The organism is Pseudothermotoga hypogea DSM 11164 = NBRC 106472 (assembly GCF_000816145.1).
Lineage (GTDB): Bacteria > Thermotogota > Thermotogae > Thermotogales > DSM-5069 > Pseudothermotoga_A > Pseudothermotoga_A hypogea.
Window position 1 is genome coordinate 563,736 of sequence record NZ_CP007141.1, and the last position, 26,948, is coordinate 590,683.

General features: G+C 49.9%; 30 protein-coding genes. 6 read left to right on the forward strand and 24 right to left on the reverse strand.

The features are described from left to right. Nucleotides 1-90: 90 nt before the first annotated feature. Genes AJ81_RS02920 through AJ81_RS02960 form a run of 9 tightly spaced genes read right to left on the reverse strand, consistent with a single transcriptional unit; the run spans nt 91 to nt 7,571 of the window. Nucleotides 91-630 (reverse strand): 2-oxoacid:acceptor oxidoreductase family protein, encoded by a 540-nt coding sequence (locus tag AJ81_RS02920; protein WP_031503916.1) that lies wholly within the window; start codon nt 628-630, stop codon nt 91-93. Next, nucleotides 627-1,382 carry a thiamine pyrophosphate-dependent enzyme gene (locus tag AJ81_RS02925; RefSeq protein WP_031503919.1) on the reverse strand — a complete coding sequence of 252 codons (756 nt, stop codon included), beginning with the start codon at nt 1,380-1,382 and terminating at the stop codon, nt 627-629. Before AJ81_RS02925 ends, AJ81_RS02920 begins: the two co-directional genes overlap by 4 nt. Nucleotides 1,383-1,384: 2 nt before the next feature. Further along, nucleotides 1,385-2,437 carry a 3-methyl-2-oxobutanoate dehydrogenase subunit VorB gene (locus AJ81_RS02930; protein WP_031503921.1) on the reverse strand — a complete coding sequence of 351 codons (1,053 nt, stop codon included), beginning with the start codon at nt 2,435-2,437 and terminating at the stop codon, nt 1,385-1,387. Beyond that, entirely contained in the window at nt 2,434-2,673 is a 240-nt protein-coding gene (locus AJ81_RS02935) for a 4Fe-4S dicluster domain-containing protein (RefSeq protein WP_031503923.1), read from the reverse strand. Before AJ81_RS02935 ends, AJ81_RS02930 begins: the two co-directional genes overlap by 4 nt. Next, nucleotides 2,670-3,320 carry a hypothetical protein gene (locus AJ81_RS02940; protein ID WP_031503924.1) on the reverse strand — a complete coding sequence of 217 codons (651 nt, stop codon included), beginning with the start codon at nt 3,318-3,320 and terminating at the stop codon, nt 2,670-2,672. Before AJ81_RS02940 ends, AJ81_RS02935 begins: the two co-directional genes overlap by 4 nt. Then, nucleotides 3,296-4,402: a butyrate kinase gene (gene buk / locus AJ81_RS02945; protein ID WP_031503925.1), complete on the reverse strand. Its 1,107-nt coding sequence runs from the start codon at nt 4,400-4,402 to the stop codon at nt 3,296-3,298. The genes AJ81_RS02940 and buk (AJ81_RS02945) overlap by 25 nt, the downstream gene beginning before the upstream one ends. Before the next feature lie 13 nt (nt 4,403-4,415). Then, entirely contained in the window at nt 4,416-5,300 is an 885-nt protein-coding gene (locus AJ81_RS02950) for a bifunctional enoyl-CoA hydratase/phosphate acetyltransferase (protein WP_031503926.1), read from the reverse strand. Next, entirely contained in the window at nt 5,293-6,360 is a 1,068-nt protein-coding gene (gene buk / locus AJ81_RS02955) for a butyrate kinase (RefSeq protein ID WP_031503927.1), read from the reverse strand. Before buk (AJ81_RS02955) ends, AJ81_RS02950 begins: the two co-directional genes overlap by 8 nt. Next, nucleotides 6,357-7,571, reverse strand: coding sequence for an aminotransferase-like domain-containing protein (locus AJ81_RS02960; protein ID WP_031503929.1), 1,215 nt, complete (start codon nt 7,569-7,571; stop codon nt 6,357-6,359). Before AJ81_RS02960 ends, buk (AJ81_RS02955) begins: the two co-directional genes overlap by 4 nt. 225 nt (nt 7,572-7,796) lie before the next feature. Here AJ81_RS02960 and AJ81_RS02965 point away from each other — a divergent pair, with 225 nt between their 5' ends. Then, complete coding sequence (locus tag AJ81_RS02965; RefSeq protein WP_096325179.1) at nt 7,797-8,948, forward strand: pyridoxal-phosphate-dependent aminotransferase family protein; 1,152 nt, start codon at nt 7,797-7,799, stop codon at nt 8,946-8,948. Beyond that, entirely contained in the window at nt 8,945-9,856 is a 912-nt protein-coding gene (locus AJ81_RS02970; protein ID WP_031503933.1) for a D-2-hydroxyacid dehydrogenase, read from the forward strand. The genes AJ81_RS02965 and AJ81_RS02970 overlap by 4 nt, the downstream gene beginning before the upstream one ends. Nucleotides 9,857-9,879: 23 nt before the next feature. Here AJ81_RS02970 and AJ81_RS02975 read toward each other — a convergent pair whose 3' ends face one another. The 14 genes from AJ81_RS02975 to hrcA all read right to left on the reverse strand — a co-directional run bounded on the left by AJ81_RS02975 (nt 9,880) and on the right by hrcA (nt 21,956). Next, a complete protein-coding gene (locus AJ81_RS02975; RefSeq protein ID WP_031503935.1) occupies nt 9,880-10,545 on the reverse strand; it encodes a nucleotidyl cyclase domain-containing protein in 666 nt (221 codons plus the stop codon). After that, the gene (pdxT, locus tag AJ81_RS02980; protein ID WP_031503938.1) at nt 10,529-11,113 is read right to left on the reverse strand and encodes a pyridoxal 5'-phosphate synthase glutaminase subunit PdxT; all 585 of its coding nucleotides are present in this window, start codon (nt 11,111-11,113) and stop codon (nt 10,529-10,531) included. The genes AJ81_RS02975 and pdxT overlap by 17 nt, the downstream gene beginning before the upstream one ends. A 3-nt stretch (nt 11,114-11,116) precedes the next feature. Then, nucleotides 11,117-11,995: a pyridoxal 5'-phosphate synthase lyase subunit PdxS gene (gene pdxS / locus AJ81_RS02985; protein WP_031503940.1), complete on the reverse strand. Its 879-nt coding sequence runs from the start codon at nt 11,993-11,995 to the stop codon at nt 11,117-11,119. Nucleotides 11,996-11,997: 2 nt separating this feature from the next. Beyond that, nucleotides 11,998-13,299, reverse strand: coding sequence for a nicotinate phosphoribosyltransferase (locus AJ81_RS02990; RefSeq protein WP_031503942.1), 1,302 nt, complete (start codon nt 13,297-13,299; stop codon nt 11,998-12,000). Beyond that, a complete protein-coding gene (locus AJ81_RS02995) occupies nt 13,299-13,823 on the reverse strand; it encodes a cysteine hydrolase family protein (protein ID WP_031503944.1) in 525 nt (174 codons plus the stop codon). The genes AJ81_RS02990 and AJ81_RS02995 overlap by 1 nt, the downstream gene beginning before the upstream one ends. A gap of 28 nt (nt 13,824-13,851) precedes the next feature. Continuing rightward, nucleotides 13,852-14,826 carry a thiamine pyrophosphate-dependent enzyme gene (locus tag AJ81_RS03000; RefSeq protein WP_031503947.1) on the reverse strand — a complete coding sequence of 325 codons (975 nt, stop codon included), beginning with the start codon at nt 14,824-14,826 and terminating at the stop codon, nt 13,852-13,854. A gap of 12 nt (nt 14,827-14,838) precedes the next feature. After that, on the reverse strand, nt 14,839-16,014 hold the full coding sequence (porA, locus tag AJ81_RS03005) for a pyruvate synthase subunit PorA (protein ID WP_031503948.1): 1,176 nt from the start codon (nt 16,012-16,014) through the stop codon (nt 14,839-14,841). A gap of 3 nt (nt 16,015-16,017) precedes the next feature. Then, entirely contained in the window at nt 16,018-16,320 is a 303-nt protein-coding gene (porD, locus tag AJ81_RS03010; protein ID WP_031503949.1) for a pyruvate synthase subunit PorD, read from the reverse strand. Further along, nucleotides 16,313-16,885 carry a 2-oxoacid:acceptor oxidoreductase family protein gene (locus AJ81_RS03015; RefSeq protein ID WP_031503951.1) on the reverse strand — a complete coding sequence of 191 codons (573 nt, stop codon included), beginning with the start codon at nt 16,883-16,885 and terminating at the stop codon, nt 16,313-16,315. The genes porD and AJ81_RS03015 overlap by 8 nt, the downstream gene beginning before the upstream one ends. 1 nt (nt 16,886) lies before the next feature. After that, nucleotides 16,887-18,491 (reverse strand): glycoside hydrolase family 57 protein, encoded by a 1,605-nt coding sequence (locus AJ81_RS03020; RefSeq protein ID WP_081836282.1) that lies wholly within the window; start codon nt 18,489-18,491, stop codon nt 16,887-16,889. Further along, nucleotides 18,491-19,153 (reverse strand): DUF4912 domain-containing protein, encoded by a 663-nt coding sequence (locus AJ81_RS03025; RefSeq protein WP_038059679.1) that lies wholly within the window; start codon nt 19,151-19,153, stop codon nt 18,491-18,493. Before AJ81_RS03025 ends, AJ81_RS03020 begins: the two co-directional genes overlap by 1 nt. 145 nt (nt 19,154-19,298) lie before the next feature. After that, nucleotides 19,299-20,414, reverse strand: a complete 1,116-nt coding sequence (gene dnaJ, locus AJ81_RS03030) for a molecular chaperone DnaJ (RefSeq protein ID WP_031503957.1) — start codon at nt 20,412-20,414, stop codon at nt 19,299-19,301. Beyond that, complete coding sequence (locus AJ81_RS03035; protein ID WP_407636272.1) at nt 20,398-20,937, reverse strand: nucleotide exchange factor GrpE; 540 nt, start codon at nt 20,935-20,937, stop codon at nt 20,398-20,400. Before AJ81_RS03035 ends, dnaJ begins: the two co-directional genes overlap by 17 nt. Next, a complete protein-coding gene (gene hrcA / locus AJ81_RS03040) occupies nt 20,934-21,956 on the reverse strand; it encodes a heat-inducible transcriptional repressor HrcA (protein ID WP_031503961.1) in 1,023 nt (340 codons plus the stop codon). The genes AJ81_RS03035 and hrcA overlap by 4 nt, the downstream gene beginning before the upstream one ends. Nucleotides 21,957-22,057: 101 nt before the next feature. Between hrcA and AJ81_RS03045 the strand changes: the two genes are divergently transcribed. From AJ81_RS03045 to AJ81_RS03060, 4 genes are read left to right on the forward strand one after another with little or no spacing between them, the layout of a single operon-like run. Then, entirely contained in the window at nt 22,058-23,539 is a 1,482-nt protein-coding gene (locus AJ81_RS03045; protein ID WP_031503964.1) for a UDP-N-acetylmuramoyl-L-alanyl-D-glutamate--2,6-diaminopimelate ligase, read from the forward strand. Next, the gene (locus tag AJ81_RS03050) at nt 23,532-24,797 is read left to right on the forward strand and encodes a UDP-N-acetylmuramoyl-tripeptide--D-alanyl-D-alanine ligase (protein ID WP_031503965.1); all 1,266 of its coding nucleotides are present in this window, start codon (nt 23,532-23,534) and stop codon (nt 24,795-24,797) included. Before AJ81_RS03045 ends, AJ81_RS03050 begins: the two co-directional genes overlap by 8 nt. Further along, the gene (gene mraY / locus AJ81_RS03055; protein ID WP_031503966.1) at nt 24,794-25,699 is read left to right on the forward strand and encodes a phospho-N-acetylmuramoyl-pentapeptide-transferase; all 906 of its coding nucleotides are present in this window, start codon (nt 24,794-24,796) and stop codon (nt 25,697-25,699) included. Before AJ81_RS03050 ends, mraY begins: the two co-directional genes overlap by 4 nt. After that, on the forward strand, nt 25,696-26,697 hold the full coding sequence (locus AJ81_RS03060) for a YncE family protein (RefSeq protein WP_031503968.1): 1,002 nt from the start codon (nt 25,696-25,698) through the stop codon (nt 26,695-26,697). The genes mraY and AJ81_RS03060 overlap by 4 nt, the downstream gene beginning before the upstream one ends. Here AJ81_RS03060 and acpP read toward each other — a convergent pair. Further along, a complete protein-coding gene (acpP, locus tag AJ81_RS03065; protein ID WP_031503970.1) occupies nt 26,681-26,923 on the reverse strand; it encodes an acyl carrier protein in 243 nt (80 codons plus the stop codon). The genes AJ81_RS03060 and acpP overlap by 17 nt on opposite strands. Nucleotides 26,924-26,948 lie beyond the last annotated feature (25 nt).

Genomic DNA, 26,948 nt, shown 5'->3' on the forward strand with positions numbered 1-26,948 from the left:
TTTTTGCGGACATGTCCTCTTAAGAATTTCTTTAGGACTGTGAAATAAAAAACGCCGGAGCTTTCGCCCCGGCCAATGGGTGGGTCTATCTCATCCGCCTACGTGCTTGATACCTGCTTCTATGGCCTCGATGTTGAGTTTCAAAAGGGAGGAACCTTTCTCACCGAGCTTGTACTGCAAAGCAGACACGATAGAATCTTTTCTCACGCAATTCGTCACAGCGATGATCGCACCGAGCATCACCATGTTGGCGACCCTGAGGTTACCAATCTTATCTGCGATCTCGTTTGCAGGTACTTCGACTATTTTGATGTCGTTTCGGTTCGGCCTTCGATCGATCACAGAAGAGTTCAGAAAAAGAAAGCCACTCTTCTTCAACCTGGGTTCGAACTTCAAAAGTGAAGGTATGTTCATGGCAACAACTACATCCGGATTGTCAACAATCGGCGATGCAACAGGTTCATCGCTTATGACCACCGTGCAGTTCGCCGTGCCACCGCGCATCTCTGGACCATAGGAAGGAAACCAAGTCACGTTCTTGCCTTCCTGCATTCCAGCCTGAGCCAAGATCTGACCCATCAACATGACGCCTTGTCCACCGAAGCCAGCAAGTACGAAGCTCAACGTCATTTCTCTTCACCGACCTTGTCGATGAACACTCCCAAGGGATACTCTTTCACCATGTGCTCGTCGACCCATCGACCCGCTTTGAGCGGATCCATACCCCAGTTCGTTGGACACGTGGAGAGCACCTCAACCAAACCGAAACCGATGTCTTTCAGCTGCGCGAGAAATGCTTTCTTGATGTGTTTCTTCGTGTTGATCACATCTTTCGGTGTGTTCACCTTCGTACGTGCCAGGTAAGCAACACCCCTCAGTTCTTTCAAAACTTCGCACACGTGTATGGGATAACCTTCGCGCTCGGGAGTCCGACCGTAAGGAGACGTCGTCGTCTTCATGCCCAGGAGGGTCGTCGGTGCCATCTGGCCTCCCGTCATACCGTATATGGCGTTGTTGATGAAGATCGTTGTCACTCTTTCTCCACGGTTCGCCGCATGGATCGTTTCGGCGGTACCTATGGCTGCGAGGTCTCCATCGCCTTGATAGGTGAAAACCACCAGATCAGGTCTTGCCCTCTTCATGCCTGTCGCCACGGCGAGTGCCCTTCCATGTGCAGCCACCGTACCATCCAAATCGAAGAATTCGTAAGCGAAAACAGAACAACCAACCGGAGCAACGATTATGGTCTTCTCCCTTATTCCGAGCTCGTCAATAACCTCTGCGATGAGCCTGTGCACGATGCCGTGGTGACAGCCCGGACAGTACGAAAACTGCTTCTTACTCAACGACTCAGGCATTTTGTAAGCAACTTTGTATTCCATCGTCAGCGCCTCCCAACGAGTTGCATCAAGTGGTCGAGAATCTCTCCAGGTGTTGGAACGACTCCGGCCATGCGGCCGTAAAACTCTATGCGGGTCAATCTCAACGCCGCGAGTTTCACATCTTCGAGCATCTGGCCCGAACTCATTTCAACGGTGAGGATCAGAGAGACGCGCTTCGCAAGCTCTTCGAGAGGCTTGTAAGGATACGGGTACAAGGTTATGGGTCTGAACAAACCAACCTTCAAACCGGCCTCTCGCGCCATCTTCACCACACTCTTGCATATTCTTCCCACGGTTCCATATGCGGCAAGAAGTATTTCGGCGTCCTCGGTCTGGAACTCCTCCCACCTTGGCTCTTCCTGCTCCATCTTTCTGTACTTTTCCTGAAGTTGAAGATTCATCTTTTCAAGCTCGTAAGGGTCTATGTTGAAAGACGTCACCTTTCTCGGTGGCCTGTCCTTTGCACCTGTGAGTGCCCAGCTGCTGTTGTCGTAACTGACCTGTTTTTCTTCGATCTCCACCGGTTCCATCATCTGACCGAGTAAGCCATCTGCAAGTACCAGCGCGGGGTTTCTGTACTTGTCAGCCAACTCGAACGCAAGTTCGGTGAGAGTCACTGCCTCTTGAACCGTGGAAGGTGCCAAGACGATCAATCTGTAATCACCGTGACCTCCACCTTTGGTCGCTTGAAAGTAGTCTCCTTGAGAAGGCTGAATGTCTCCAAGGCCCGGTCCACCGCGGACGATGTTTACAAACACTGCTGGGAGCTGCGCACACGCTATGTAAGAGATTCCTTCTTGCATGAGACTGAAACCGGGAGAAGAAGTCGAAGTCATCGCACGCTTTCCGACGCTCGCCGCACCGTAGATCATGTTCACTGCTGCGACCTCGCTCTCAGCCTGCAGGAAACAACCTCCCACCTCGGGCAAGCGCCTGGCCATGTACTCCGTCAGTTCGTTCTGGGGCGTGATGGGATAGCCAAAGAAATTCCTGCAGCCTGCCATGATGGCAGCTTCACCAATCGCTTCTGTACCTTTCATCATGATCTTCTTCATTGTGTTTCACCTCTCACGGGTGTGAGCCTGTAGACGGTTATGCACACATCCGGGCACATCATGTAACAAAAACCACAACCAATGCACTTGCCTTCAGGATCGTTCGGTTCCGCGGGATGATAACCTTTGCTGTTGAAACGTTCGGAAAACCTTATGATCCTCTGTGGACAAACGTTTATGCACAGTCCACAACCCTTGCACCTTTCTTCATCTATCTCGATGTAAGCTTTCTTCAAAACGGTTCCTCCTTTCCGATCAGATACCTCTTTATTCTGAACGTCTCGAACTCACCTCTGTAATCCAAAGGCTCCGCGACGACGTTGAACGCAACAGGAATAGACATCATCTTGGAAACCTCTTTGACGATCTCTTCACCTTCTCTGACCACATCAACCGTGGTTTGACTCGCGAGGTTGCTGTTGTTTATCAGATAGTTCACGCTGATCGATGCGGCACGCTGGATTCTCTCAATATGTTCACAAATCTTTTCTGCCGTCTCGCAGAATGGTCTTCGAACGTTCACGACGAAGTAGACGTCAGCATCCGAGAGATGCTCCTTCAACGATCCAAGCACGATACTACCTTTCTCATCGCCACCGACATCGAGCACGACCAAATAATCTGGATTCTGAAGATAACCCATCACGCTCGCATCGATCAACGGAAGATCAGCCCTCATAAACTGTTCAGCGGGAGTCAAGACTCGGATCCCCTTCTTCTCGAGCATGTCTTTGAATTCTCGAACCCTGAAGTAACTCGCGGTCACATCGACATCGGCGATGGCAACCCGCACGCCGTTGACCTTACTTTTTATGGCAAAATTCATCGCGATCTCGGTTTTTCCAGATCCGTAAAGACCTAAGAAGACTTTGTTCTTTGCCATTTCTCCGCCTCTTCCTTGTAGCTTTTGCTTTTTTCCTCGCCCTTGAGCACTCTCAAAACACCGAGTGCCAACGCCCTTTCCTCGTCACCACCGGGATACACCAGAACAGGTGCTATGAAAGAAACATACTCTTTCAGCCACGGCACCATGTACCTTTGATCGTAAGCGATGCCCCCAGTGAGCACGATGGCATCGACCTCTCCCTTCAGCGCAGCGGCCATCTTGCCTATCCATTTGGCGATCTGAAACGCCATGGCCCTGTAGACTATCTCGGCTTGCTGATCACCTTTGCTGATTCTTTCCTGAACAGTCACAGCGCTGTTCGTTCCAAGGTACGCCACGAGTCCTCCGTTGCCCTTAATGCGTTTCAGTATCCATTCTTTGGTGTATTTACCACTGAAGCACAGATCTACGAGCTGGGTCAGTGGCAACGTACCACTGCGCTCCGGCGTGAAAGGACCATCTCCATCCAATGCGTTGTTCACATCGACCACTCTGCCCTTCATGTGTGCACCAATCGATATTCCACCACCCATGTGAACCACGATCAAATTGACATCCTCATACCTTTTTCCAAGCTCAGCTGCGGCACGTCGCGCCACGGCCTTCTGATTCAGCGCATGGAAAATCGATTTCCTTTCGAATTCTGGATGACCCGAGATTCTTGCAACGTCCCACATCTCGTCGACAACCACTGGATCAACGATGTAGGCTTTCACGCCAGCCAATTTCGCTATTTCGTGTGCCAACACAGCTCCAAGGTTCGAAGCGTGCTCACCATACTTGGCTTGTCTCAGTTCTTCGAGCATCGTCTCGTCCACTTCGTACGTACCCGAAGGTATGGGCCTGATCAATCCTCCACGACCAACCACAGCCGAGAAATCGTTCGGACTGTAACCAGATTTCTCGAGGAACTCCAAAAGCGCCTTCTTGCGAAATTCGTACTGATCGAACAGATGAGCATATTTTGAAAGCTCACCGGCGTCATGGTAGATCGTTTGAGAAACTTTGCAATCTTCATCCTCGAATATCGCAAGCTTCGTCGAAGTGGAACCGGGATTGATCACCAAGATTCTGAACATTCTCCACACCTCTTCAAGACAAACTCGCGGCGAGTGCTATGGAATAAAGCTTGGTTTTGTCCGAATCAGCCCTCGATGTCAAGACGATCGGGATCCTCGCTCCCAAGATCACGGACGCAACGGTTGCGTTCGCAAAGAACACCAAAGCTTTGTAAAGAACGTTGCCGGCTTCTATGTCTGGCATGATGAGTATGTCAGCATCTCCTGCCACAACGCTTTCTATCTTCTTGTGTCTTGCCGCATCTTTAGAAATCGCGTTGTCCAGAGCGAACGGTCCATCGACGACACAACCTTTTATCTGACCACGATCGTTCATCTTGCTCAACACTGCCGCATCCAGAGTGGCGGGCATCTTCGCGTTGGGCACTTCTATGGCACCAATGATGGCGACCTTTGGTCTTTCGACACCCAGATTTTTCATGAGCTTGACTGAAATGTTGATCATATCGATCTTTTGTTCCAGAGTTGGTGCGATGATCATACCAGCATCGCTGATAGCCAACAACTTGTGGTAAGTTGGGACATCGAAGACACTCACCATCGTGATGGTCGAACCAGTCTTGAGGTTGTACTGATCTTCGAGCACAACTTTCATCAGATCGCCTGTCTTGACGGAGCCTTTCATCAAGAGTTCTCCACGCTTCGATACTATCTCGACGGCCAATCTTGCGCTCTGATCCTTTTGACAATCTATCAGTTCACAGTGATCGAATTTCAAACCGACCTTTGCTGCGAGTTCCTTAGTCTCGCTCTCAGGACCAACAAGAACTGGCTCGACGATGTCGTGTTCCATTGCCATCCTCAGAGCACTCAGCACCACGTCGTCGTCCGAACCAGCAACAACTATCTTCTTTCTTAAACCGCGCGTTCTTTCGACAAGAAACGCGAGTCTATCCATTCGGACCACCCCAGATCTTCGCCTTCTCTTCACCTTTCATAACCCTGAGAGTTCCCAAAGCCAGCGCTTCCATCTCGAACTCGCCAGGCAAAACGAAAATGGGCGCAAATTTGTAGACGTGTTCCTTTATCATCTCGACGAACTCGTTGCTGTGTGCCATGCCACCGGTGAGAATGATCGCATCTACTTTTCCTTTCAGCACCGCACACATGCCACCAATTTCCTTCGCAATCTGGTAGGCCATGGCTTTGACAACGAGCAAGGCGTTACGATCTTTCTTCGCCATCTCCAACGCCTTTCTCAAATCGTTCGTACCAAGGTACGCGACCAGACCACCACGACCGACGAATTTCTTCTTTAGCTCATCCTTCGTGTATTTTCCACTGAAACACATGCGAACAACATCACCCACGGGAAGCTCCCCGGTTCGCTCGGGGCTGAACGGTCCTTCATCGTTGGCGTTGTTGACGTCTATGATTTTGCCCTTTTCCACCGCAGCGATGGATATCCCACCGCCGAGATGTGCCACAACGGCGTTCAGTTCTTCGAGTGCCTTACTGAGTTCTGTTGCCACTTTTCTACACACGATTTTTATGTTCAGTGCGTGTGACAGGCTCTTTCTCTCTATCTCGGGAATGCCAGAAAACCTCGCCTCAGGCACCATCTCGTCGACTGAAACGGGATCGGTGGTGTAGACAGGGACTTTCCCGTTAGCCAGTTCGTACGCAATCACACAGGCAAGGTTTGAAACGTGCTTCACAGGTGATTCATGCTTTAAGTAGTTCACCATACGTTCGTCAACGACGTAGGTTCCACTCTCCAATGGAGGAAGAATACCGCCTCTCGCGGCAATCGCATCGAAGTCTTCGATCTTGAAACCCGCCTTTTCCAAGGCCGACAGGATGCAGTTTCTTCTCAACGGTTCCTGGTCCATCAACGTTTCACATTTCGCGAGCTCTTCAGGACTGTGTTCGTACGTTTCCAGGAAGATACACCGTTCGTTTTCGTAGATAGCCACTTTAGTGGATGTTGAACCTGGGTTTATGACCAAAACCTTCATCTACATCTCAACCCCTTGGCTTCGATGTAGTCCAGATAAGCCTGTTTCAATCTGCGAACGCCTTCCCTTATTTGCTCGAAGCTTGGCAGGCAGAAAGACATGCGCATCGAACTTGAAGGTTCCTCGTAGGGCTTGAAGGCTTCACCTGGAATGTAGAAGACCTTCCTTTGTTCAGCGTATTTGAACATCTCCATCGTGTCCACATCGGGCAAGGTGGTCCAAACGAAGAGGCCTCCGTCCGGATCCGTCCACTGAGCATCCGTCACGTCGGAAAACTCTTCTTTGAGCGCTTCTATCATCGTCTCTTTCTTCTTTCTGTAGAGTTCTATCGCTGGTTTTATCTGCTCAAGCACGTCGTAACGTTCCAGATAACGCGCGGTGAGTCTCATGGTCAAAGAGGGACTGCAGAGATCGGTCCCCTGTTTCGCTAAAACCATCTTTCTGACGATCTGCCTGTCTGCCACCACCACGCCTATTCTCAAACCAGGACAAAGAATCTTGCTGAAGGTGTTGAGCAGAATAACCCTGTCGGTACCCCCAAAGTTCATGATAGATGGCAGCTGTTCTCCTCGGAACCTCAAAACACCGTAAGGATCGTCTTCAACAATTAAAACGTTGTATTTTTCCGCAAGTTCCACCAGATTTTTTCTTTTTTCCAGTGAGGTGGTTATGCCAGACGGGTTTTGAAAGTTCGAAACGACATAGATGAACTTCACCCTCGACAGTTCGTTCTCTCTCTGTGCACGTTTCAGATGGTCCTCCACTTGGTTCAGATCTGGACCATCCTTTTCAAACTTAACAACCAAGAATCTCGCATCTCTCATTCTGAAAGCGCTGAGCGCACCGAGATATTCAGGATCACCCACGATCACGTAATCTCCGGGATCGAGCAAGACTTTACCCACTAACTCGAGCGCCTGCTGTGAACCAACGGTTATGAGCACGTTTTCAGGCAACAATCCATCGAGGTTGTAGACTCTTTTCAGCAGAATCAGGATCTGTTTTATCAGCTCGGGATCACCCTCGGTGGTAGCATACTGGAGGGTATATTTGTACTCTTTCTCGATCACTTCCCTGGCGAGTTCTGCGAGCTCGTGTCTGGGGAAGGTTTCAGGATCCGGAGTGCCACCTCCGAACGAAACCGCTCCGGGCACGCTCGCATACTTGAGCAGTTCCCTGATCATGGACGACTTCAACTTGTTCGCGAGCATGGAAAAGCGATATTCCACAGCGTTCACCCCAGAACATGATATCAAATTCGTGCCACTCCATACCAGCAAGGCCCTTGCCACATCATAAGCGAAAAAGCGTTCTTTGCAACGAGTTGCACAGTGCAAAGTCTTGCAAGCACATTTTTGCTAAGGAAAAACCAAAAAGATTGTCACAAGAGATGGTAGACTAATTGTGTCTGAGAACTCTGAGCTGGGGGGATGCGCATGTTCAAACTGAAGAAACACTACATCATGGCGCCGGGTCCCACACCGGTTCCGGTGGATGTGTTGCTGGCAGGAGCGAAGGAAACCATACATCACAGAACTCCTCAGTTTCTTGAGATCATGGAAAAAACGCTGGATGAGGCGCGCTATCTGTTCCAAACGTCAAACCGTGTCTACGCGTTCGTTTCCTCGGGAACTGGTGCTATGGAGGCAGCCGTCACGAACTTAGTCAATCCCGGTGAAAAAGCCATCGTCGTCGTCGCAGGAAAGTTTGGAGAACGGTGGAAGGAGATTTGTGAAGCTTACGGAATCAACGTCGTTGAAATAGCCCTCGAGTGGGGAGAAGCCGTCACACCTGAACAGATCGAGAAGGCGATGAAAGAACATCCAGATGCGAAGGTGATATTCACCACGCACAGTGAGACCTCCACCGGAACGGTGATCGACCTACAAGCTATAGCACAGATCACGAGGAATACCGACAGAGTACTCGTGACCGACGAGGTCAGCGGTCTGTTAGCTGAGCCTTTGAAGATGGACGAATGGGGCGTTGACGTCGTGGTGGCCGGTTCACAGAAAGGCATCATGATGCCACCGGGTCTGGCATTCATCACGCTCAGCAAGAAAGCTTGGGAAATCGTCAAGAACAACAAGTGTCCAAGGTACTACTTCGACTTGAGATACTACGAAGAGAACTATCCGGACAACCCTTGGACACCAGCAGTCAACATGATCTACATGTTGAATCAGAGCATAAAGATGATCAAAGAAGAGGGAATAGAAAACGTTTGGGAAAGGCATAGAATCTTAGGCGAAGCAACGCGAAACGCTGTTAAAGCGCTCGGTTTGGAGCTGTTTTCGAAAAGGCCTGGGAACGTGTGCACAGCCGTCAAAGTCCCCGCAGGACTGGAGTCAAAGAAGATAACCAAGCTCATGAGGGACAAATACGGTGTGACCATAGCGGGTGGTCAAGGCAAGATTTCGAACACCATCTTCAGGATCGCACACCTTGGCTATGTGTCTCTGTTCGATACGATATCGGCCATCAGCGCTCTGGAGTTCACTCTGCACGAGCTGGGTTATCCGGTGAAGTTCGGTGAAGGTGTCAGGGCCGCCATGGAAACGTTCCATAAAGAAGGTGTCGCCGGATGATAAGGGTCCATGTGAACGATCCACTGGAAAAGGAAGCCATGGAGGTTCTCAAATCGAAACCCCAACTCGAGGTCACCTGCGAACATCTCGACAAGGACAAGCTCCTCGCTGTCATGCCAGAAATCGAAGTTCTCATAGTCAGAAGTGCAACGAAGGTAACCTCCGAGTTGATAGAGAAAGGCACCAAGCTCAGGCTGATCTGCAGGGCAGGTGTGGGCTTGGACAACATAGACGTCGAAGCTGCTCAAAAAAGAGGAATAAAAGTTCTGAACACGCCTGGTGCGAGCGCGATATCGGTGGCCGAACTCACCTTCGGTTTGATGCTCTCGGCCGCAAGGCACATCGCCAGGGGAACGATGGACCTGAAGAACGGCTTGTGGACGAAGAAAGAACTCGAGGGAGTCGAGTTGTTCAACAAGACGCTGGGCATCATAGGGCTTGGAACGATTGGCAAAGAAGTCGCGAAGAGGGCCATCGCTTTTGGGATGAGCGTCGTGGCTTACGATCCGTACGTCAAGCACTTCGAAGGAGTCAAACTTACCAATTTGGATGAACTCTACGCTGTTTCCGATTTCATCACTCTACACGTTCCTCTGACGAAGGAGACGAAGCATCTGATAAACGCCGACACGATAGCGAAGATGAAGGACGGAGTCATCATCGTGAACGCGTCACGTGGCGGTGTCATAGATGAAGCAGCACTCTACGATGCGCTCGTTGCTCGAAAAGTTTACGCCGCTGCGCTGGACGTCTTTGAAGTTGAACCACCGAACGATGAGCTGAGAAAGAAACTGCTGCAATTACCCAACGTGGTTGCGACACCACACATTGGTGCATCAACGATCGAAGCACAATCAAGGGTGGCGAAAGAATTGCTGCAAAAGCTCTTTGAGGAACTGAAAATATGAAGGGGGCACACGCCCCCTTCTTTTCAAGCTAACACGATTCTCTGCCCCGTCTGGATCGCTCTTTCGATAATAAACTTAAGCTTGCCAAGCAGATCAAACGCCTCATCGTCCCGTGAAACTTGAGCTACGGAAATGACCAGTTCAGGCGTTTTCCCGCTGTAGTTTACGGTTCTCGATCTCCTCAGCACTCTCTTGGCAAAAACTTTTGCGCCTTCCAAGTCTGTGTAGGGAAGAACCCCGATTATTGAGCTGTCATGGACAAAGAGTTTGTCGGACTCACGTGCTTGGGTCTTGAAAACGTTGTAGATTCTCTGCAGAAAGTGAACGTCGAAATTCATCAATCGAGCCATGAGAACACTCAGTGGAAAGTTGTACCTGTGCGATTTGTAGATCTCTTCGTTCAGAAAGTCTTCCAAACTCACTCCGTACGCCAAGCTGTAAAATATCATTCTGAACTTGAGCAAATAGTATTCGAGCGACCGTGATGGCAGCAAAACATCGATCACGCCAGTGAGATCTTCCGGCACTTCGTTCGCAATGAGCACTGTGCCGAGAAACGAATGAATCTTTTCACCAACAAACAAGTCTGCATCGATCTGGCGCGCAACGACCACTCCGCCACTCAAAGATATCGCTGAGCAAAGCTTTTCAAAAGTATCTTTGTCCGACAGTTCAACGTACACTCTCATGACGATCAGCTACCATCTTGACAAAATATTCATGTATCCTCAGATCGTCCGTGAGTTCTGGATGGAAAGAACTTGCGAGCAGATTGGCTTGCTGAACCAAGACGGGTGTGTTGTCATAACTTGCCAAAACTTCGACGTCCTTGCCCAGTTCCACTATTTTCGGTGCCCTAATGAAGACAGCCTTCACTCTGCCAAATTTTGCGACATCGAGGTAGACCTCGAAACTTTCGATCTGTCTTCCATAAGCGTTTCGCTGAACGTTGATGTCCATGAGACCAAAAGTGTACTGATTCGGGTGATCCACGATCTTCTTTGCCAACAGGATCATACCGGCGCAGGTTCCGTATATGGGGAGACCTTCCTTTGCGAGTTGAACTATCCGCTCTCCGATACCAGTCACCTGTGCGATCCTGCCGATGCTCGTCGATTCACCACCGGGTATAATCAGGCCATCGACCTTCTCCAGTTCTGAGAGACTCTTAACGGCAAACGCTTCAACACCAAGCCTCTGTAACGCCCAAATGTGTTCTCTGAAATCTCCTTGCAGTGCGAGCACGCCAATGAGCAAGCTTTACCACCCTCTCTCCTGCATGTGTACTTCGAGAGTTCCTATTTCCAGACCCGGCATTGGTTCACCTATGTCTTCAGAGATCTTCAACAACATCTCTGGATCGTTCCAGTACGTCACGGCAAGGACCATCGCCCGTGCCATCTTTGCGGGTTCCTTGGATTTGAATATTCCCGAACCGACGAATACACCGTCTGCACCGAGCATCATCATGAGCGCCGCATCCGCTGGTGTTGCGATACCACCCGCTGCAAAGTTCACCACGGGTAGACGCCCGAGCCTTTTCACTTCCCTGACCAATTCCACGGGCGCTCCTATTTCCTTAGCATAGCTCACGAGTTCCTCATCGGCCATGGTTTGAACACGCCTGATCTCGTCCATCACTCTTCTCATGTGTTTCACAGCTTCAACCACGTTACCCGTACCTGCCTCACCCTTCGTCCTGATCATGGCTGCACCTTCTGCAATCCTTCTCAGTGCTTCTCCGAGGTCTCTGGCACCGCAAACGAATGGAACCTTGAACTCGTGTTTGTTGATGTGGAACCTATCATCGGCAGGCGTGAGAACCTCGGATTCATCGATGAAGTCCACCCCGAGTGCTTCGAGAATTCTTGCCTCCGCAATGTGTCCTATTCTCACTTTCGCCATAACCGGTATGCTCACAGCATCCATGATCTCTTTTATCTTCGCTATGCTTGCCATCCTTGCAACACCGCCGGCTTTCCTTATATCAGCCGGGACACGCTCTAAAGCCATAACTGCGACCGCTCCAGCTTCCTCGGCTATCTTCGCCTGCTCTGCATCGGTGACGTCCATGATGACGCCACCCTTGAACATTTCAGCGAACCCCTTTTTCACAAGCCACGTGCCTTTCTCTATCATGTTCACACCTCCTCCCAGTAACGTTTCGGTACCAATTCGAGACGAGACAGATCCCGTTTGAACCTACCAGCCTTCGCACAAGGTTTACCGTTTACTTCCACCACGTCCGCCGTGATGTCCACCTTCTGCCTCAAGAGTTTTGAGCCAACCGCATAAACGTCCGCTGGAACGTTGAGTATTTCAAAAAGCTCTATTTTCTTCGCATCGAATCCACCGGAAACGACTATCTTCAGATCCTTCAAACCCACCCTATCGAATTCCTGACGCGCGCGCCAGACCAATTCGGGGCACACACCGAGTGAAGATTCGTCTCTCGGTACGACCGAAGCGTCCCTCATGTTTCCAGAAGTATCGAATCTGACGCCCCAAATCTTCCCCTTACCCTCACCAATGATAGGCGAGGGGTCTGTCTCGCCGAGTTTGAATGGTCTCTTCATGTGGTACTCGTAAAACGCCTTCACGACTCTGAACGTTGTGCCTATCACGTCATTGTCCCAATCCACGAGTACGATTCGTTTGACGTTCTCAGGCATGTGCTTGTCGAAAGCTATGGCCGCTGCCTCCGTGCTCCCGTCGTAAGCAGCAATGAGCGCATGAGGCATCGTACCCATGGATTCCACGCCCCAATAATCGGCGTTCGCATCAGTGGAGACACCGAAAGCGCCTCCGCAGAGTGCGGCGTAACCGTCGGTAGCCTGCACCCAGTAATGGTCGAACCGGGCGCTGAAATACAGCACAGGCTTTCCACGCGCAGCTTTGACCACTTCTCTCACAGCCGTGGCCGTGCTCGTGGCTCGCGATATGACCCCGAGCAGAACCGTTTCCAGATAGCCAAAGTAAGTCGGGTCACCCTCTATGACCATGATCGGTTCCCACTCTTTGGCCTCTTCACCATCGTAGAGGGCACGAACCTCTATCTCTTCCCATTTGTCGACCCAGAGGCTATCGAGTTTGAGTCTCAGATCCCATTTTCTTTTCGTGCAGCTGATGACTGCGTCCGTATCCATCTCCACCGCAGCCGCTTGGATCATCCGGTCCAGACTCAGGATCTCCTTGAACAGTTCTTTCGCTTTTTCCTCATCTTTGTAATAACCCGTGGCGAACCTCAGTATGGCGAGCGCTTCATCCACGCCTGCAACCACACAATCTTTCCTCGGGAAGAACTGGTACAGTACCCTTGGATGCCTGTTGTCTTTCTTGAGAACCTCCACGTACCTGACGAAATATATGTCCGAATAGTAGTGGCCCCGAATCCTGTCTATTGGAACCTTGAAAACCTTGGGATCGAGCCTTTTTTTTCTCATCAGATCACCTCGGCACGCAGGACCTCACGCATCAACTTCAGCGCACAGGCATGGAAGCCCTCATCGTAAGAGGCAACGGCGTCCTTCCTCACTATCGTCCTGATGCCTCTGTTTCTCAGCTCTTCCACCGTGAAGAGCACACATATGTGTGTTACGACCCCGCAAACCTCAACTTCGTCTATCCCATAAGACTCGATTATTTCCTCAAAGTTCGTCCCGTAGAAGGCACTGTAACGGGTCTTACGCACAGTTAAATGTTTCTCATAACCTGAAAGGGATTCCTTCAAGGCCTTCACAAGCTCGGCACCGGCGCCGTCCTTAACACAGTGCTTGGGCCAGATCTGGAATTCAGCGTCGTTTTCTTCATGCCAGTCCTGCGTGGTGATGATCGGCAGGCTTTGCTCCCTGTATTTTTTGACCAGGTCCAGAACAGGTGGGAGCACAGACTCCGCACCCGGGAAATACAGTGCCCCACCTGGTTCCACAAAATCTCTCTGCAAATCGATCAACAATAAAGCACGCACGGCACACCACCCGCCTTCGGTGGGACCGTCATCTCACTGGCTTGTCCTTCGTGGCCTCCTCAAACGCGAGCAACCTTTCCCAGCGTCTGTCAACGTAGTTCTGAAGTTCGTTTATTATTTGTTCAGCGTCAGGTCTCTGTAGCAAGAGCCTGAACCTACCCTGTGCTTTGACGAACTCGGCAACCGGTTTGAAGCTCGTGGGTTTTCTGGTGACTCTGTAAACACCCCTCTCAACCTCGTACAAAGGCCAGTATTTGGTTTGAACTGCAAGCTTTGTTATATCAACAGATTTGTTCTCGTCTATTCTCCAGAATCTCACGCACGGGCTCAAAGAGGCTATAAAGGCTGGCCCGTCGAACTGCAAGGCTTTCTCCACTTTGTTTATGAAATCCATGGGTTCTCCAGGAGTAACGGTGGCGGCGTACACATTCTCGTGTGCGGCGACTATCTCAACGATGTTTTTCTTCAACTGAAGTTTACCAGCAACGGCTTTACCAACGGGCGCCGTTGTGGTGTCGGCACCGGGAGGCGTGGATCCTGAACGCTGGTTACCCGTGTTCATGTAACCTTCGTTGTCGTACAGAACGTACAACATTTTGTGTCCTCTTTCCAAAGCTCCAGAGAGTGCCTGCAAACCTATGTCGTACGTACCGCCGTCCCCACCGAAAGCAATGAACGCGTACTTCTTGTCCGAAGGAATCTTTCCGGCCTTCTTCAACGCCCTGTAAGCTGTCTCCACACCACTGATGGTGGCTGCAACGTTCTCGAAAGCGTTGTGTATGTAAGGCACGCTCCACGAGGTGAATGGAAATATGGTGGAGGAAACCTCCATACAACCTGTGGCGAAACCTATGACCGGCTCATAACCCAAAGCTTTAGCGACCATGAGCACAATCTTCACAGTCATCGGTGCGGCGCAACCAGGACACATTCTATGTCCTTGAGTCAAACCTGTTTCTCTATCTGTGAAAACCTCTGCCAGTTTCTTCATTGTCAAAGGCATGTCATCACCTCCTCACTCTCTCAGGCCGAGATACTCTTCTCGGTCGGCAACCAAATCGAGTGCCATGGCCCTCTCGAACGCGTATCTGACGTGCTCCGGCTTGAGGTCTCTTCCTCCAAGACCGTACACGAACGAGCCCATCAACGGCCTCACGGCGACTTCGTAAAGGGCTGACTTCACAGCCTCGTAGAGCGGGGCTTCCGCGCCGAAAGATGCGGCCCTGTCGAGCACCACAACTGCCTTCCGCGCCGTCAGATACCTCTGAATTTCCGGCTTCGGGAAGGGTCTGAACATCCATATCTTCAAGAGTCCAACCTTTTTGCCCTCGCTCCTCATCTCGTCAACAACATCCTTGATCGTTCCGTTGGAAGATCCCAGAGCAACCATGACGTACTCGGCATCTTCCATCCTGTACGGTTCAACGTAATCGTACTTTCGACCGCTGATCTTGTAGAACTCCTCGGCTATCTGTGGAAATACCCTGTAGGCGTGTTTCATTGCCTCTATTTGCTGTCTCTTGTGCTCGAAGTAGTAATCGTACAGGTCCAGTGCACCGTAGGTCACGGGATGGTCGGTGTCAAGTAACGGATAGATGGGTTTCAACTCGCCAACGAATTTCTTGACCACATCATCCGGCAGGACTTCAACGGGCTCCACCCCGTGCGAGATGATGAACCCATCTTGGTTAACCATGACAGGCAGTCTCACGTCGTCGTGCTCGGCGAGACGAACCGCGAGAATCGTCAGATCGTAGACCTCCTGAGCATCCTCACAGAAGAGCTGGATCCAACCCGAATCTCTCACCATCATCGCATCACTGTGATCGCAGTGTATGTTTATGGGTGCACTGAGCGCCCTGTTCACCAGGCCCATAACGATGGGCAGTCTCAAAGAAGAGGCAATATAAACTATCTCGCTCATTAAAGCCAGTCCTTGAGCACTCGTCGCAGTCATTGCCCTTGCGCCAGCAGCAGCGGCTCCAACGACGGCGCTCATCGCTGAATGCTCACTTTCGACGGGTATCATCTCAGTTCGAACTTCGCCGTCGGCAACGTACTTGGCAAAGTATTCCACGATGGGCGTCTGAGGAGTGATCGGGTAGGCCGCAACGACGTCTGGCTCTATCTGCTTCATCGCGTACGCCGCTGCTTCTGCTCCAGTTATAGCCATTAAATTCTTCGTTTCCATCGCTCAGTCCTCCTTTCCTACGAACTCTGTCTCCGGGCGCATCTCGATGGCGGACTTTGGACAGACGTTCGCACACACACCACAGCCCTTGCAGTAAAAATAGTCGATTCCTTTCATTACACCTTTTTCCTGGATGATCGCTTGATCAGGACAATAGAACCAGCAGAACATACAATCTATGCACTTGGATCTATCGTATACGGGTCTCTTGACACGCCAATCACCGGTTCTATACTTTCGTGCAGTTCCTGGTTCCACTATCAAGCCCGCTATAGGCAACTCATGCCATTTTTTCAACTCAGCCACTGCACTGCACCTCCTCGTAGCCGCGTCTGAGCGCCCTGATGTTCGCCTGAATCATTTCTTCTGGAAGCTTCCGTTCGAACATCTCTCTGATCTTCTTCTCCACCACTTCAAGGTTCACCAATCCTGTAACACGTGCGAGCGTGCCGATCATGACCGTGTTGGGAACACCTCTTTTGATTTCCTGCAACGCTATGTCCGTAGCGTTCACAATGCATACTTTTCCGTTGAAATTCGTCTTCTTCCTCACAAAGTCAAAGGAGTGTTTCGTGTTGACTATGAGAACTCCATCTTCCTTTAGCCCTGAAACTATAGTCGGTGAGAGCAGAGTGTCATCGATGACCACAACCACATCGGGATTCTCGACCGAGTAGTGTACCCTGATTTTGCCTTCACTGATCCTGTTGAACGCCCTCATGGGTGCTCCAGATCTTTCTGCACCGTACTCTGGAAAAGCCTGAGCGTACTTACCTTCGTCGAGAACCGTCTCCGCCACCAACTGAGCCGCACTCTTGGCACCCTGGCCAGCCCTTGAATGCCACCTGATTTCGAAATATTTTGTAGGCACCTTATCCCTCCTTCCGGGTTTGAAAAGCTGCGTAGTATCGAAATTCAATCCACGGAAAAACGTCGTCTTCTTGCTCAAGCCTCGCAAGGAACTCTCCATCTATATTATCCTTCACAAGTTGTGTCTCAAGGTCTAAAAAGCGTTTCACATGAGTTTTGATTCTGTTAACTGCGTATTCAACGTTGGTGCCCGTAGTCATGATGAAGGGCCAGTCACTCGATTCAGCCAGGAGCAGTTCTCTCAGCATCTGGTTGAGAACCCTCGTTTTCAGCGGGTCCTTCTCCTCGAAATATGTCTCGGCGAGCCTCTTCATCCTGTCTCTGATCTCGACTAAGTGCAACTGAATCCAGTCGTTTTTACCATTCAACCAGGTATCGAAATAGCCTCCGTTACCCCACGAAGAATCTGCGGGAGTAACGATCTGGAAGCTGTCGAACTTTTCCAGCACCTCGGATGGTGTTGCGAACTTGATCTGTCTGTATCTGGAAGCCTCAACGAAAAAGTTCTCGAGAAATTCAGGACCCTCAAACCACCAATGTCCGAAAAGCTCCGTATCGAACGGTGCCACGATGACGGGAGGCTGATTGAACACGTCAGTCAAGCTATTTATCTGGGAGATTTTCTTGTTCAGAAAATCCAGAGCGTGTTCCTTAGCAGCACTGAGTGCCTCATCACGGTTGTACAACTCTTTTTTTTCGAGTGGTGTTTCCCGCGACGTGACCTTGTGGTACTTTATACCCACGTTCACCCTCACACCGCTCTTGTCTATGTAGGGTTTTATGTAGTCGTAATCCCTATCAAATCCGAGATCCCTGTAGAATTCTCTGTACCTTCCATCGCCCGGATAACCCAAGGTTGCGCTCCACACTTGTTCGCTCGACTCTGGATCCCTGGCAAACGCGAACACACCAGAAGGAGTCATTACGGGTCTGTACACATCGAAGTATGGTCGCTCATCCGCATACCAGAATGCGTGTGAATCAACGAAAAAGAACTCCACACCGTATTTTTTGAGTGTTTCATCGAGACCCGAGTGATAACCACATTCGGCCAGCCATATGCCCTTAGGCTCAAAACCGAAATGGCGTTTGAAGGTCTCCACACCGACTTTGATCTGAGTGTCGACCGCGAACGGTTGATGACGCATCAATGGGAGAAAACCGTGAGTGGCGTTGCAGGTTATCAACTGAACATTACCGAATTCGGCATGTTTCTTGAAACCATTCGCCAAGTTGCCGTTCAGCGAGTCGAGGTAATTCAAACACGCCAGAAACCTTTCTCTGTAGAAACCCGCAAGATCTCTCTCTTGCTGCGTGTTCGCTCTTGCAATTTCTTTCTCACACAGCTCAACGAGTTTCTCAGCATATTTCTTCAGTTTCTCGGTGAGTGTTGTGTTTCTGAACATTTCGAGCAGCGGAGGGCTGAGTGAGATCGTAACCTTGAACGGTACTTTCTTTTCTTGAAGCCGGTCGAACATCATCAGCAACGGCACGTAGGATTCTAAGACCGCTTCCACGTACCATCTCTCTTCCAAATAGAGATCGTGATTCGGATGGTTCACATACGGAAGATGCGTGTGCAACACGAGCAAGAAGTATCCGTTCATCATCTACCACTCTCCACTTGAGACGATATGTGTATTCGTTCAACTGGTTTCAAGGGAGGTTCACCAATCTTCACAGTACGCTTGCCCTTGATGATCCATCTCTGGCGGACAGAAGTTGAAGGTGTGTTCGAGGGGGTGCGTGCAACGTTGGATCTGAGAACGGGAACGAACTTTCCTTCCGCCTTGAAACCGAGTTCAGCAAGGTAATCGGCGTTTGCCATCGGAACGTGGAAATAATAATTCCTCGTCATCGAAAGATGAACGCCCGCTTCGAAGATCCGATGGGCGTTGGTTCCATCGAAGACGATGTAGGTCACGTCGTAGAGCCGCAGCAACACCTCTTTCTGTGCTGAAAGCTTTGAGAGAGTTTCGCTCGAAAGATCCCAGTATACATAAACCAGATTCGGGTTGACCGAGAGCAACACGAGCCTGTCAGAACCGTACGATTGTGGCAGTCCATTTTCACGGATCTCTTGCGGCGGACTGGCTTTTTCTTCCTTTTTTTGAGAAACCAGCGATTTCGCAAAATCTTGAAGGAGTTTGAGGACCTCGCTTTTCTTCATCCGCTTCTTGACCTTCAAGCCCAGTTTCCTCGCAAGAGCCTTGGCTTCCTGAATAGTGGGGTTCTTTGAGAGGAAGACTTCGAGTTCTTCGCAGGTCATGTTCTTGCCCCCTTTTTGAAATTTTCACAAACTATTCTATCATGTTCTCATCTCGTTGTAAAACGGGGAAAAAAGAAAAAAACTCCGCACTTGCGGAGTATAAACGGTCACAATCGTCACATTTTCCAAAAATCACCTAAAATTTTCAAGAAACGTCTATGCCCTTCTCCTTCGCTATTTCCCTCAGTAACTGTGCTTCTTTCATGGAAAGCCGTTCAGGTATCTTCACGTTCACCGTGACGTAGAGGTCTCCGCGTTTCGCAGTTCTCAGAGATGGAGCGCCTTCTCCCCTGAGCCTGAACACCGTGCCAGGTTGTGTACCTGCGGGTATTCTGAGCATCGTAGAGCTTCCGTCTGGCAAATCTATGCGCACCGTTGTTCCAAGGATGGCCTGCAGATAGTCTATCGTGATCTCGGTGTATATGTCGTCATCTTGACGTTTGAATCTTCTGTCCGGTCGCACATGGACGATAACGTAGAGATCACCGTAAGGTCCTCCGTTATATCCCGCATTACCTCCAGCCTCTATCTTGAGTCTGGTCCCATCCATAACACCCGCAGGTATGTTGACTGTCGTTCTGACTTTCTTCTTCAACCTGCCGGTGCCACCACAAATGTGGCATCTCTCTTTGACCACACGCCCAGTTCCACCGCAGGTGGGACACGTTCTCGTGCTCACAAAAACACCAAAGATGCTCCTTCTCTCCTCTCTCAGTATCCCCGAACCGTGACACCTGGGACAAGTTTGATAACCGCTCCCCGGCTCGATCCCATCGCCATGGCAGTGGTCACATACTTCGTACCTGTCGTACTCTATGGGCATTTGTTTACCAAGGAGCGATTCTATGAAATCTATTTCGACCGTTACACTGATGTCCTCACCCGCTCTGCGCCTCGCCGTCCTCTGGGCCTCTTGCGTTGAACCCCTATCGCCAAAGAAAATATCGAAGACATCCCGGCCAAAGAAACTTTCGAAATCTCTGAATATGTCCTCGAACGTGGTGGACGAAGTCTGCTGTGAAAACTCATGTTCTCCAACGTAACCGAACCTGTCGTACATGGCCCGTTTTTGTGGATCGCTCAGGACCTCGTACGCTTCCTGGATCTCCTTGAATTTCTCCTCGGCTTGTTTCTTGTTCTCCGGGTGCAGATCGGGATGCCATTGTTTTATCAACTTCTTGTACGCTTTCTTTATTTCCTCTTCAGACGCGTCCCTCGGAACACCGAGGATCGCGTAGTAATCTTTATACTGTCTGGGCACCGTTGTCACCTCTCGAAGGTTTCACAGCCACCTTGACCTTCGCTGGCTTTAGAACCTTAGAATGATACTTGTATCCGTTTTCAACGACTTCGAGCACGTCGTATTCTTCCTTTTCTTTGGTCTCGATTCTCTCAACGGCTTCATGCTCGAACGGATCGAACTTTTGACCGACCTCTATTTTGAAAAATCCCTCGTTGTTGAGCAGTTTCCAGAGCTTCTTGTAGATCAACTTCATCCCTTTGTAGAAATCCTCAAACGTTGCACCCTGTTCAACAGCATTGAAAGCGCGCTCGAGATCGTCGAGCACGGGGATGAGTTTGGTCAGAAGATACTCGTTTGCATTTTTGAGGATCATTTCTCTGTCCCTGAGCGTGTCCTTCTTGAAATTCTCGAATTCGGCTTTCAGCTGCTTGAGATATTTTGTGAGCTGTTCCTTCTCTTTTGTGAGCTTTTCGATCAGGTCCTCCTCGACCGTTTCAGGTTTATTCTCAACCATCTCGTTGAGTTTTTCGTTCTCAGTCATCTTTCCACCTCCCGTGTGACCACTGTGAAGTACTCCGTCAACCTGCTGGTGACGTAAGTCAGGACGTTCATTATCTCCTCGTACTTGATGATCTTTGACGTCACGACAACTATCTTACCCATTGGCTCATTCTCCTTGCGATAAGAATCAACGAAAATTGAGAACCTTTCCAGTCCCTGCAAACCGTGCTCACTACCTATAAACACTGCGGGGACTTCCTGAACTCTATCCATGAAAGCTTTCAACAATCCGTCGTCAGACAAGAAACGCGAAAGATTCCTTATTTCGTCTATGTTGAACGTCTCACCACTTATGAGAACGTCGAGGCCGAACTTTATCATGCTGTTCCTCAAATCGTCCTTCAACGAACTGATGAGCTGTTCAGACAAATCTATCAGGGACTCGTCCCAGTCACTTTCGAACACTTCGCCCGTGAGGCTGTCGATGCTTCTGCCTTTGAGCAATCTGTTCAGCAGATTTTCAAGCATGGAATGATCCACATCAGTGAAACTCCTGAAAGGTATGAATTTCATGAGACCCAGTTCCGTTACAACGGAAATCAAGTAATGGTTTTTTGTGATCGGCGTCACGATAGCTCTCAGGATCTTCAAACGGCCTGTGTCAGGTTTTTCCAGCACCACGGCTCCTTTCGTCATGCGTGCCAAAGCGATCGCCGCTCCTTCAAGAATTCTTTCCATGTCGCCGTACGTCAGAGGATAGCGCACGTTTATCTGGTGAGACCTCTGCGCGTAGTCTTTGGCGAGCTTCAAGGTTTCGTCCACGTAAAACCTGAAGCCTTTGTCCGTAGGGATTCTCCCAGCAGAGGTATGCGGTTGATAAAGATAACCCAGATACTCCAGCTTTCTCAAATCGTTTCTGACCGTCGCAGCACTGCACGAAAGATTCGACACGTTCAAGACGTGCTCCGAACTCACAGGTTTTTTCGTGATGATGTACTCCCTGACCACGCAGTAAAGGATCTTCTTCTGCCTCTCGTTGACCCGCGCGTCCCGTCTCATATTATCACTCTCGACATTCGAGTGCTAATTTCAGCATAGCACAGTTCGTCGTCCTTGTCAAGACTGCAAGGTGGTATTAGAATCTTCATAGAGGTGATCCAATGCACATTGAAAAAGTGATCGAATCACTGAGACCCATACTCGTCGTAGCCAATTTGGACGGGAACATGAATCATGGGATCAGCGACATTGTGAACAACTCGAGTCAAGTCAGACCGAATTGTCTGTTTGTGTGCCACAGGGGTAGAAAGTTCGACTCACACGAGATAGCACAGGAAATATACAACAAGGGAGCCTCCCTGCTCGTTTCCGAACGACCCCTGAACGGTAGCATCCCCCATTTGATTGTCAGCGACACGCGACTCGCAGAGGCCATGCTGGCGGACGCGTTCTTTGAAAAGCCTTACAAGAAGCTTCTTACCATTGGTGTCACAGGGACCAACGGTAAGACCACGAGTGTTCATCTGTTTCACCATGTGTTGCAGAGTTTTTCGAGTCGTGGCAGTTTGCTCGGAACCGTTCATTATGAAATTCTCGGCGAGCCCAAGTTCCATCATGACAACACGACGCCAGGTGCCATCGAGATCCTCAGGGCAATGCGTAAGACTGTCGATAAGGCTGGTTCACACTTCGTGATGGAAGTTTCCTCACATGCGCTTTCTCTAAAACGTGTTGAAACCGTTAGATTTGACATCGCCGCGCTCACGAACATAACGAGGGATCATCTGGACTTTCATCAAACCTTCGAAGAGTACACGCAGACGAAACTGCACATATTTGATCTGCTCAAAGAGAATGGCATCGCATTGATAAGTGATGAGTACTCGCACCTGCTGAACAAAAAGGTGAGAAAAATCGTCTATGGCATTTCCCGGCAGAGCCATTATCGGATTCAAAACCTTGAGGTCAGCAAACGGGGGACAAGGTTTGAGATAGAGTGCCCTGCAGGAAAGTACAAACTCTGGATCAGGATCCCCGGTTACCACAACGCCATGAACGCGACTTTGGTGTTTGCCGGTTTGGTGGAACTTGGTTATGATCCAAACGACGTTGCCGCTTCCATAGCTTCTTTCCAAGGTGTCGATGGTCGTTTCCAGTTCATTCCCGAAGCTTCCCTGCTTGGGATAGACGTGGTTGTGGATTTCGCACACAGTCCAGACGCACTGGAAAAAACTCTGGTCACCGCGAGACATTTGACCAGTGGTAGGATCATCACGGTGTTCGGGGCTGGTGGACAAGCGGACAAAGGTAAGAGGCCGATGATGGCTCAAATCGTGTGCCGATACTCGGACGTTGCGATCATAACGACGGACGATCCCAGGGGTGAAGATCCCATCGAGATACTCAACGAAGTTGAAAGCGGTGTGCCATCAGGGGCGGCGTACCTCGTTATCCCGGATCGGCGTGAAGCGATCGAAACGGCCATCACTCTTGCAAACAGAGGAGATATGGTCGTCATCGCGGGGAGGGGGCACGAAGAGTATCAGATCTTCTCGGACGAGAGAAAAATACCCTTCAAAGATGCGGACGTGGCCAGAGAAATAATCGTTCAGGAGTACCAGAGGGAAAGAAGGCATGTTTGAGAATGCGAAGTTTGTGATTGACTCTCGAGAAGCATTCGATGGTTGTGTTTTTGTCGCACTCAAGGGAGAGAAGACGGACGGACATCTTTACGTACGCCAAGCACTCGAAAAAGGTGCGTCCTTGGCTGTCGTGGAACGAGACGTCGACGTGCCCAAAGAAAAACTGTACCTCGTGAAGGACACCAGGTATTTTCTCCAACAGATGGCAGCACAAAAACTTGCTATGTATGATCCTCAAATCGTCGGTATAACTGGTTCGAACGGCAAGACGACCACAAAAGAGATGATACATCACTGTCTTGGAAAGGAGCTCGCGTTCAGAAACCCAGGCAATCTCAACACGGAAATTGGCCTTCCTTTGTCAATTCTGAACGATTATCACGGTCAACCGTACGCGATCTTGGAAATGGCGATGAACAAACCGGGGGATATATCCACGCTGTGCCGGATCGCTCGACCCCACGTTTCCGTCCTCTTGAACGTTGGCACCGCACACAGGGGTGTGGCGGGTGGAGACGAACAAATACTCAGAGGTAAGTTGGAGATCGTTGAGAACATGAGAGAAGATGGCATCGCCATAGTTCACAGCGATCCAAGGATCTTGGAGAAGATCAAAGAAAAGAAATTCCTGGCTTTTGGTTTTTACAGCGGCGACTATAAACTCGTATCTTACAAATATGAAGAGTTCTCAACGATAGCTCATTATGAAACGCCTGAAGGAAAGAAAAAAGTACGTTTCTCGGCGATCTTAAACTTGGGACAGCTGGTGAACGTTGCCGCAGTTTTAGCGGTGTTCGATGTGCTTGGTCTGGATGTTGATCTTTCGAAGTTCGAAACTTTTATTCCGGTGGATGGAAGATTCAAAGTTATAAAAGTTGATGACGTTTACGCGGTGGATGACACTTACAACGCGAGCTTGGAATCTTTCAGGATCGCTGTTGAAACGCTCAAGAAACTTGGTAAGAGAGCCTACGCCGTTGTCGGTTCGATAAAGGAACAGGGTATCTACTCCGAGCAAACTCACAGACAGCTCGGAAGGATCCTCGAGCAACTGGACGGGGTCTTGGTCTACAACATCGACCACGAGATAGATGCCATGGAATGTTCCAAGATCATCTTGAAGAGCGATGAGCCAAAGGCCATAGTTGAACAGTTGAGGAACCTGCTCGAGCCGAAAGATGCGGTTCTGTTCAAAGCCTCGCGCGCAGTTGGCATGGAGAAGGTGCTCGAACTGTTTCTGGGGGGAAAGAAGGCATGAGATATTTTGCCATCACATTCCTTCCCTGTGTCGTGCTTTATCCATTCCTCATAGAATTGTTCAAAAGACTCCGCGTAGGCCAGTTCATAAGGGAAGAAGGTCCGGATCTTCATGGTTACAAGACTGGAACGCCAACGATGGGAGGCGTACTGTTCTCGATTTTCGGAGCACTTTCGTGTTTCGCTTTTGGATACACGATCGACGGCTTGACGATCTTTCTGTTTTCGTCGATCGGTTTTCTGGACGACCTTTTGAGTGTGATCAAAAAGACATCACTTGGTCTGAGAGCTTGGCAGAAGTTCTCCCTGCAGATCATTTTCGCGACGGTTCTGTTGATACTGATCAGACCTGATACAAAACTACAGATTCCGTTCTTACAGAAGGATTTGGATCTTGGCAGGCTCTATTGGATCTTCGCTGTTCTCTTGATAGCCGGGCTGAGCAACGCTACAAACCTTACGGATGGGCTCGACGGGCTCGCAGCGAGCGTGTTTTTGACGAGCGCAATACCTTATTGGTTCCTGCTCGGAAAGAGTGCAGATTCACTGATTCTATTTTCGCTTAGTGTGACGGCTTTTTTGTTTTACAACATCAAACCTGCGAAAATGTTCATGGGCGATACCGGTTCACTCGCACTCGGTGCGTTGATCGCCGTGGTTTCGATAAGAACCTCCACGGAGATCATAGCGTTACTGTGTTCGAGCATCTTTGTTGTTGAAACACTCAGCGTGATGATACAGGTGAGCAGTTACAAACTCTTCAAGAAGAGAGTGTTCAAGATGTCTCCCATTCATCATCACTTTGAGTTGCTCGGCTGGAGTGAAGAAAGAATCGTTCAGATCTTCGCACTGACCAACCTAACAGTTTCAATATTCGTCCTTCTCGGTGAAAGAGCGCTATGAAGAAAAGTTTGCTACTTTATCTCTTGCTGACCTGCTCGCTGCTTGCACACAGGATCGAGTCGATCGGTGTGGGATACGGGTACACGAAGATGACGCTCAACGAAGGTATCGTGTGTTTGATCAGGCCGAAACCAGCCTCGGTCTTGGTTCTGACGGATTCCGGGCAATTCCTTTCGGAGATATCTGTAGGTCTTTCGTACCCGGTCTGGGCGGTGCACCACGCAGGAAACGTCTTTGTGAGTGACTATCACAGAGCAAGCGTCGCAGTCTACACCATCTTCGGACGGCTGGTGAAACGCATCCAGGTGGGAAGTTATCCAACAGTTTTGAAGACCTTCGGTGGAAAACTCTACGTGCTCTGTTCCAAGAATCCGTCGATTTACAAGGTCGATCTTGAGAAACTCGAAGTCGAGAACACGTTCGTGTTCGATTCACCTACGCTCTACTTCGAACCAACTCACGATGGAATCGTCTACCTTCACTACTACGCGACGGATAAAACCCTCGAGTTCGTGGGCGCGCAAAGGAAGTCTTTGACGATCAAAGGCTTCAGAACGCCTCTCAAGTACGTCCAAAAGGGCGGGCGAGCTTACCTGCTCGGCTACATGGACGGTAAGCTCGCCTGTCTGGACTCTTCATGGACAATTCTCTGGCAACAAAACCTGGATGACCTTGCAAGGGACATGCTCGTCACGGATGATCTTGTGGTGGTCGGCAGTTTGGTTGAACCAAGATTGACGCTCGTTGACTTTTTGGGTAGAATCGTGAAATACCTACCTCTGCCTAACACCGTTCACCGACTGGAACAAATCGGGAACTTCATAGTCGCATTGAACCACGTCCCTGGTGAAGTCTACCTCATCGAACTTCAGACAGGAAAAATCGACGTTGTCCAGGTCGGTGAGTACGCTGTGGAAATGTGTAAAACAGCAGATGAGAGGCTCATCGTCCTGTGCTCGGACTCGGGACAACTCTTTTTGATCACGCCTTCACTTTGACGATGTAATCGATGACGTCTTTCACCGTCGAGATCTTCTGGAGCTGATCGTCCGCTATTTTTACATCGAACTCCTCCTCCAACGCCATCACCAAATCAACCAAATCGAGCGAATCTGCCCCGAGATCGTCTATGAGCTTGCTGTTTTCCTCGATCTTATCCTGTTTGACCCCGAGTTTGTCGGAGAGTATACTCGTAACCTTCTCGAAAACCTCTTTGCGATCCATTTTTTCAACCTCCCTGTGCGCAGTG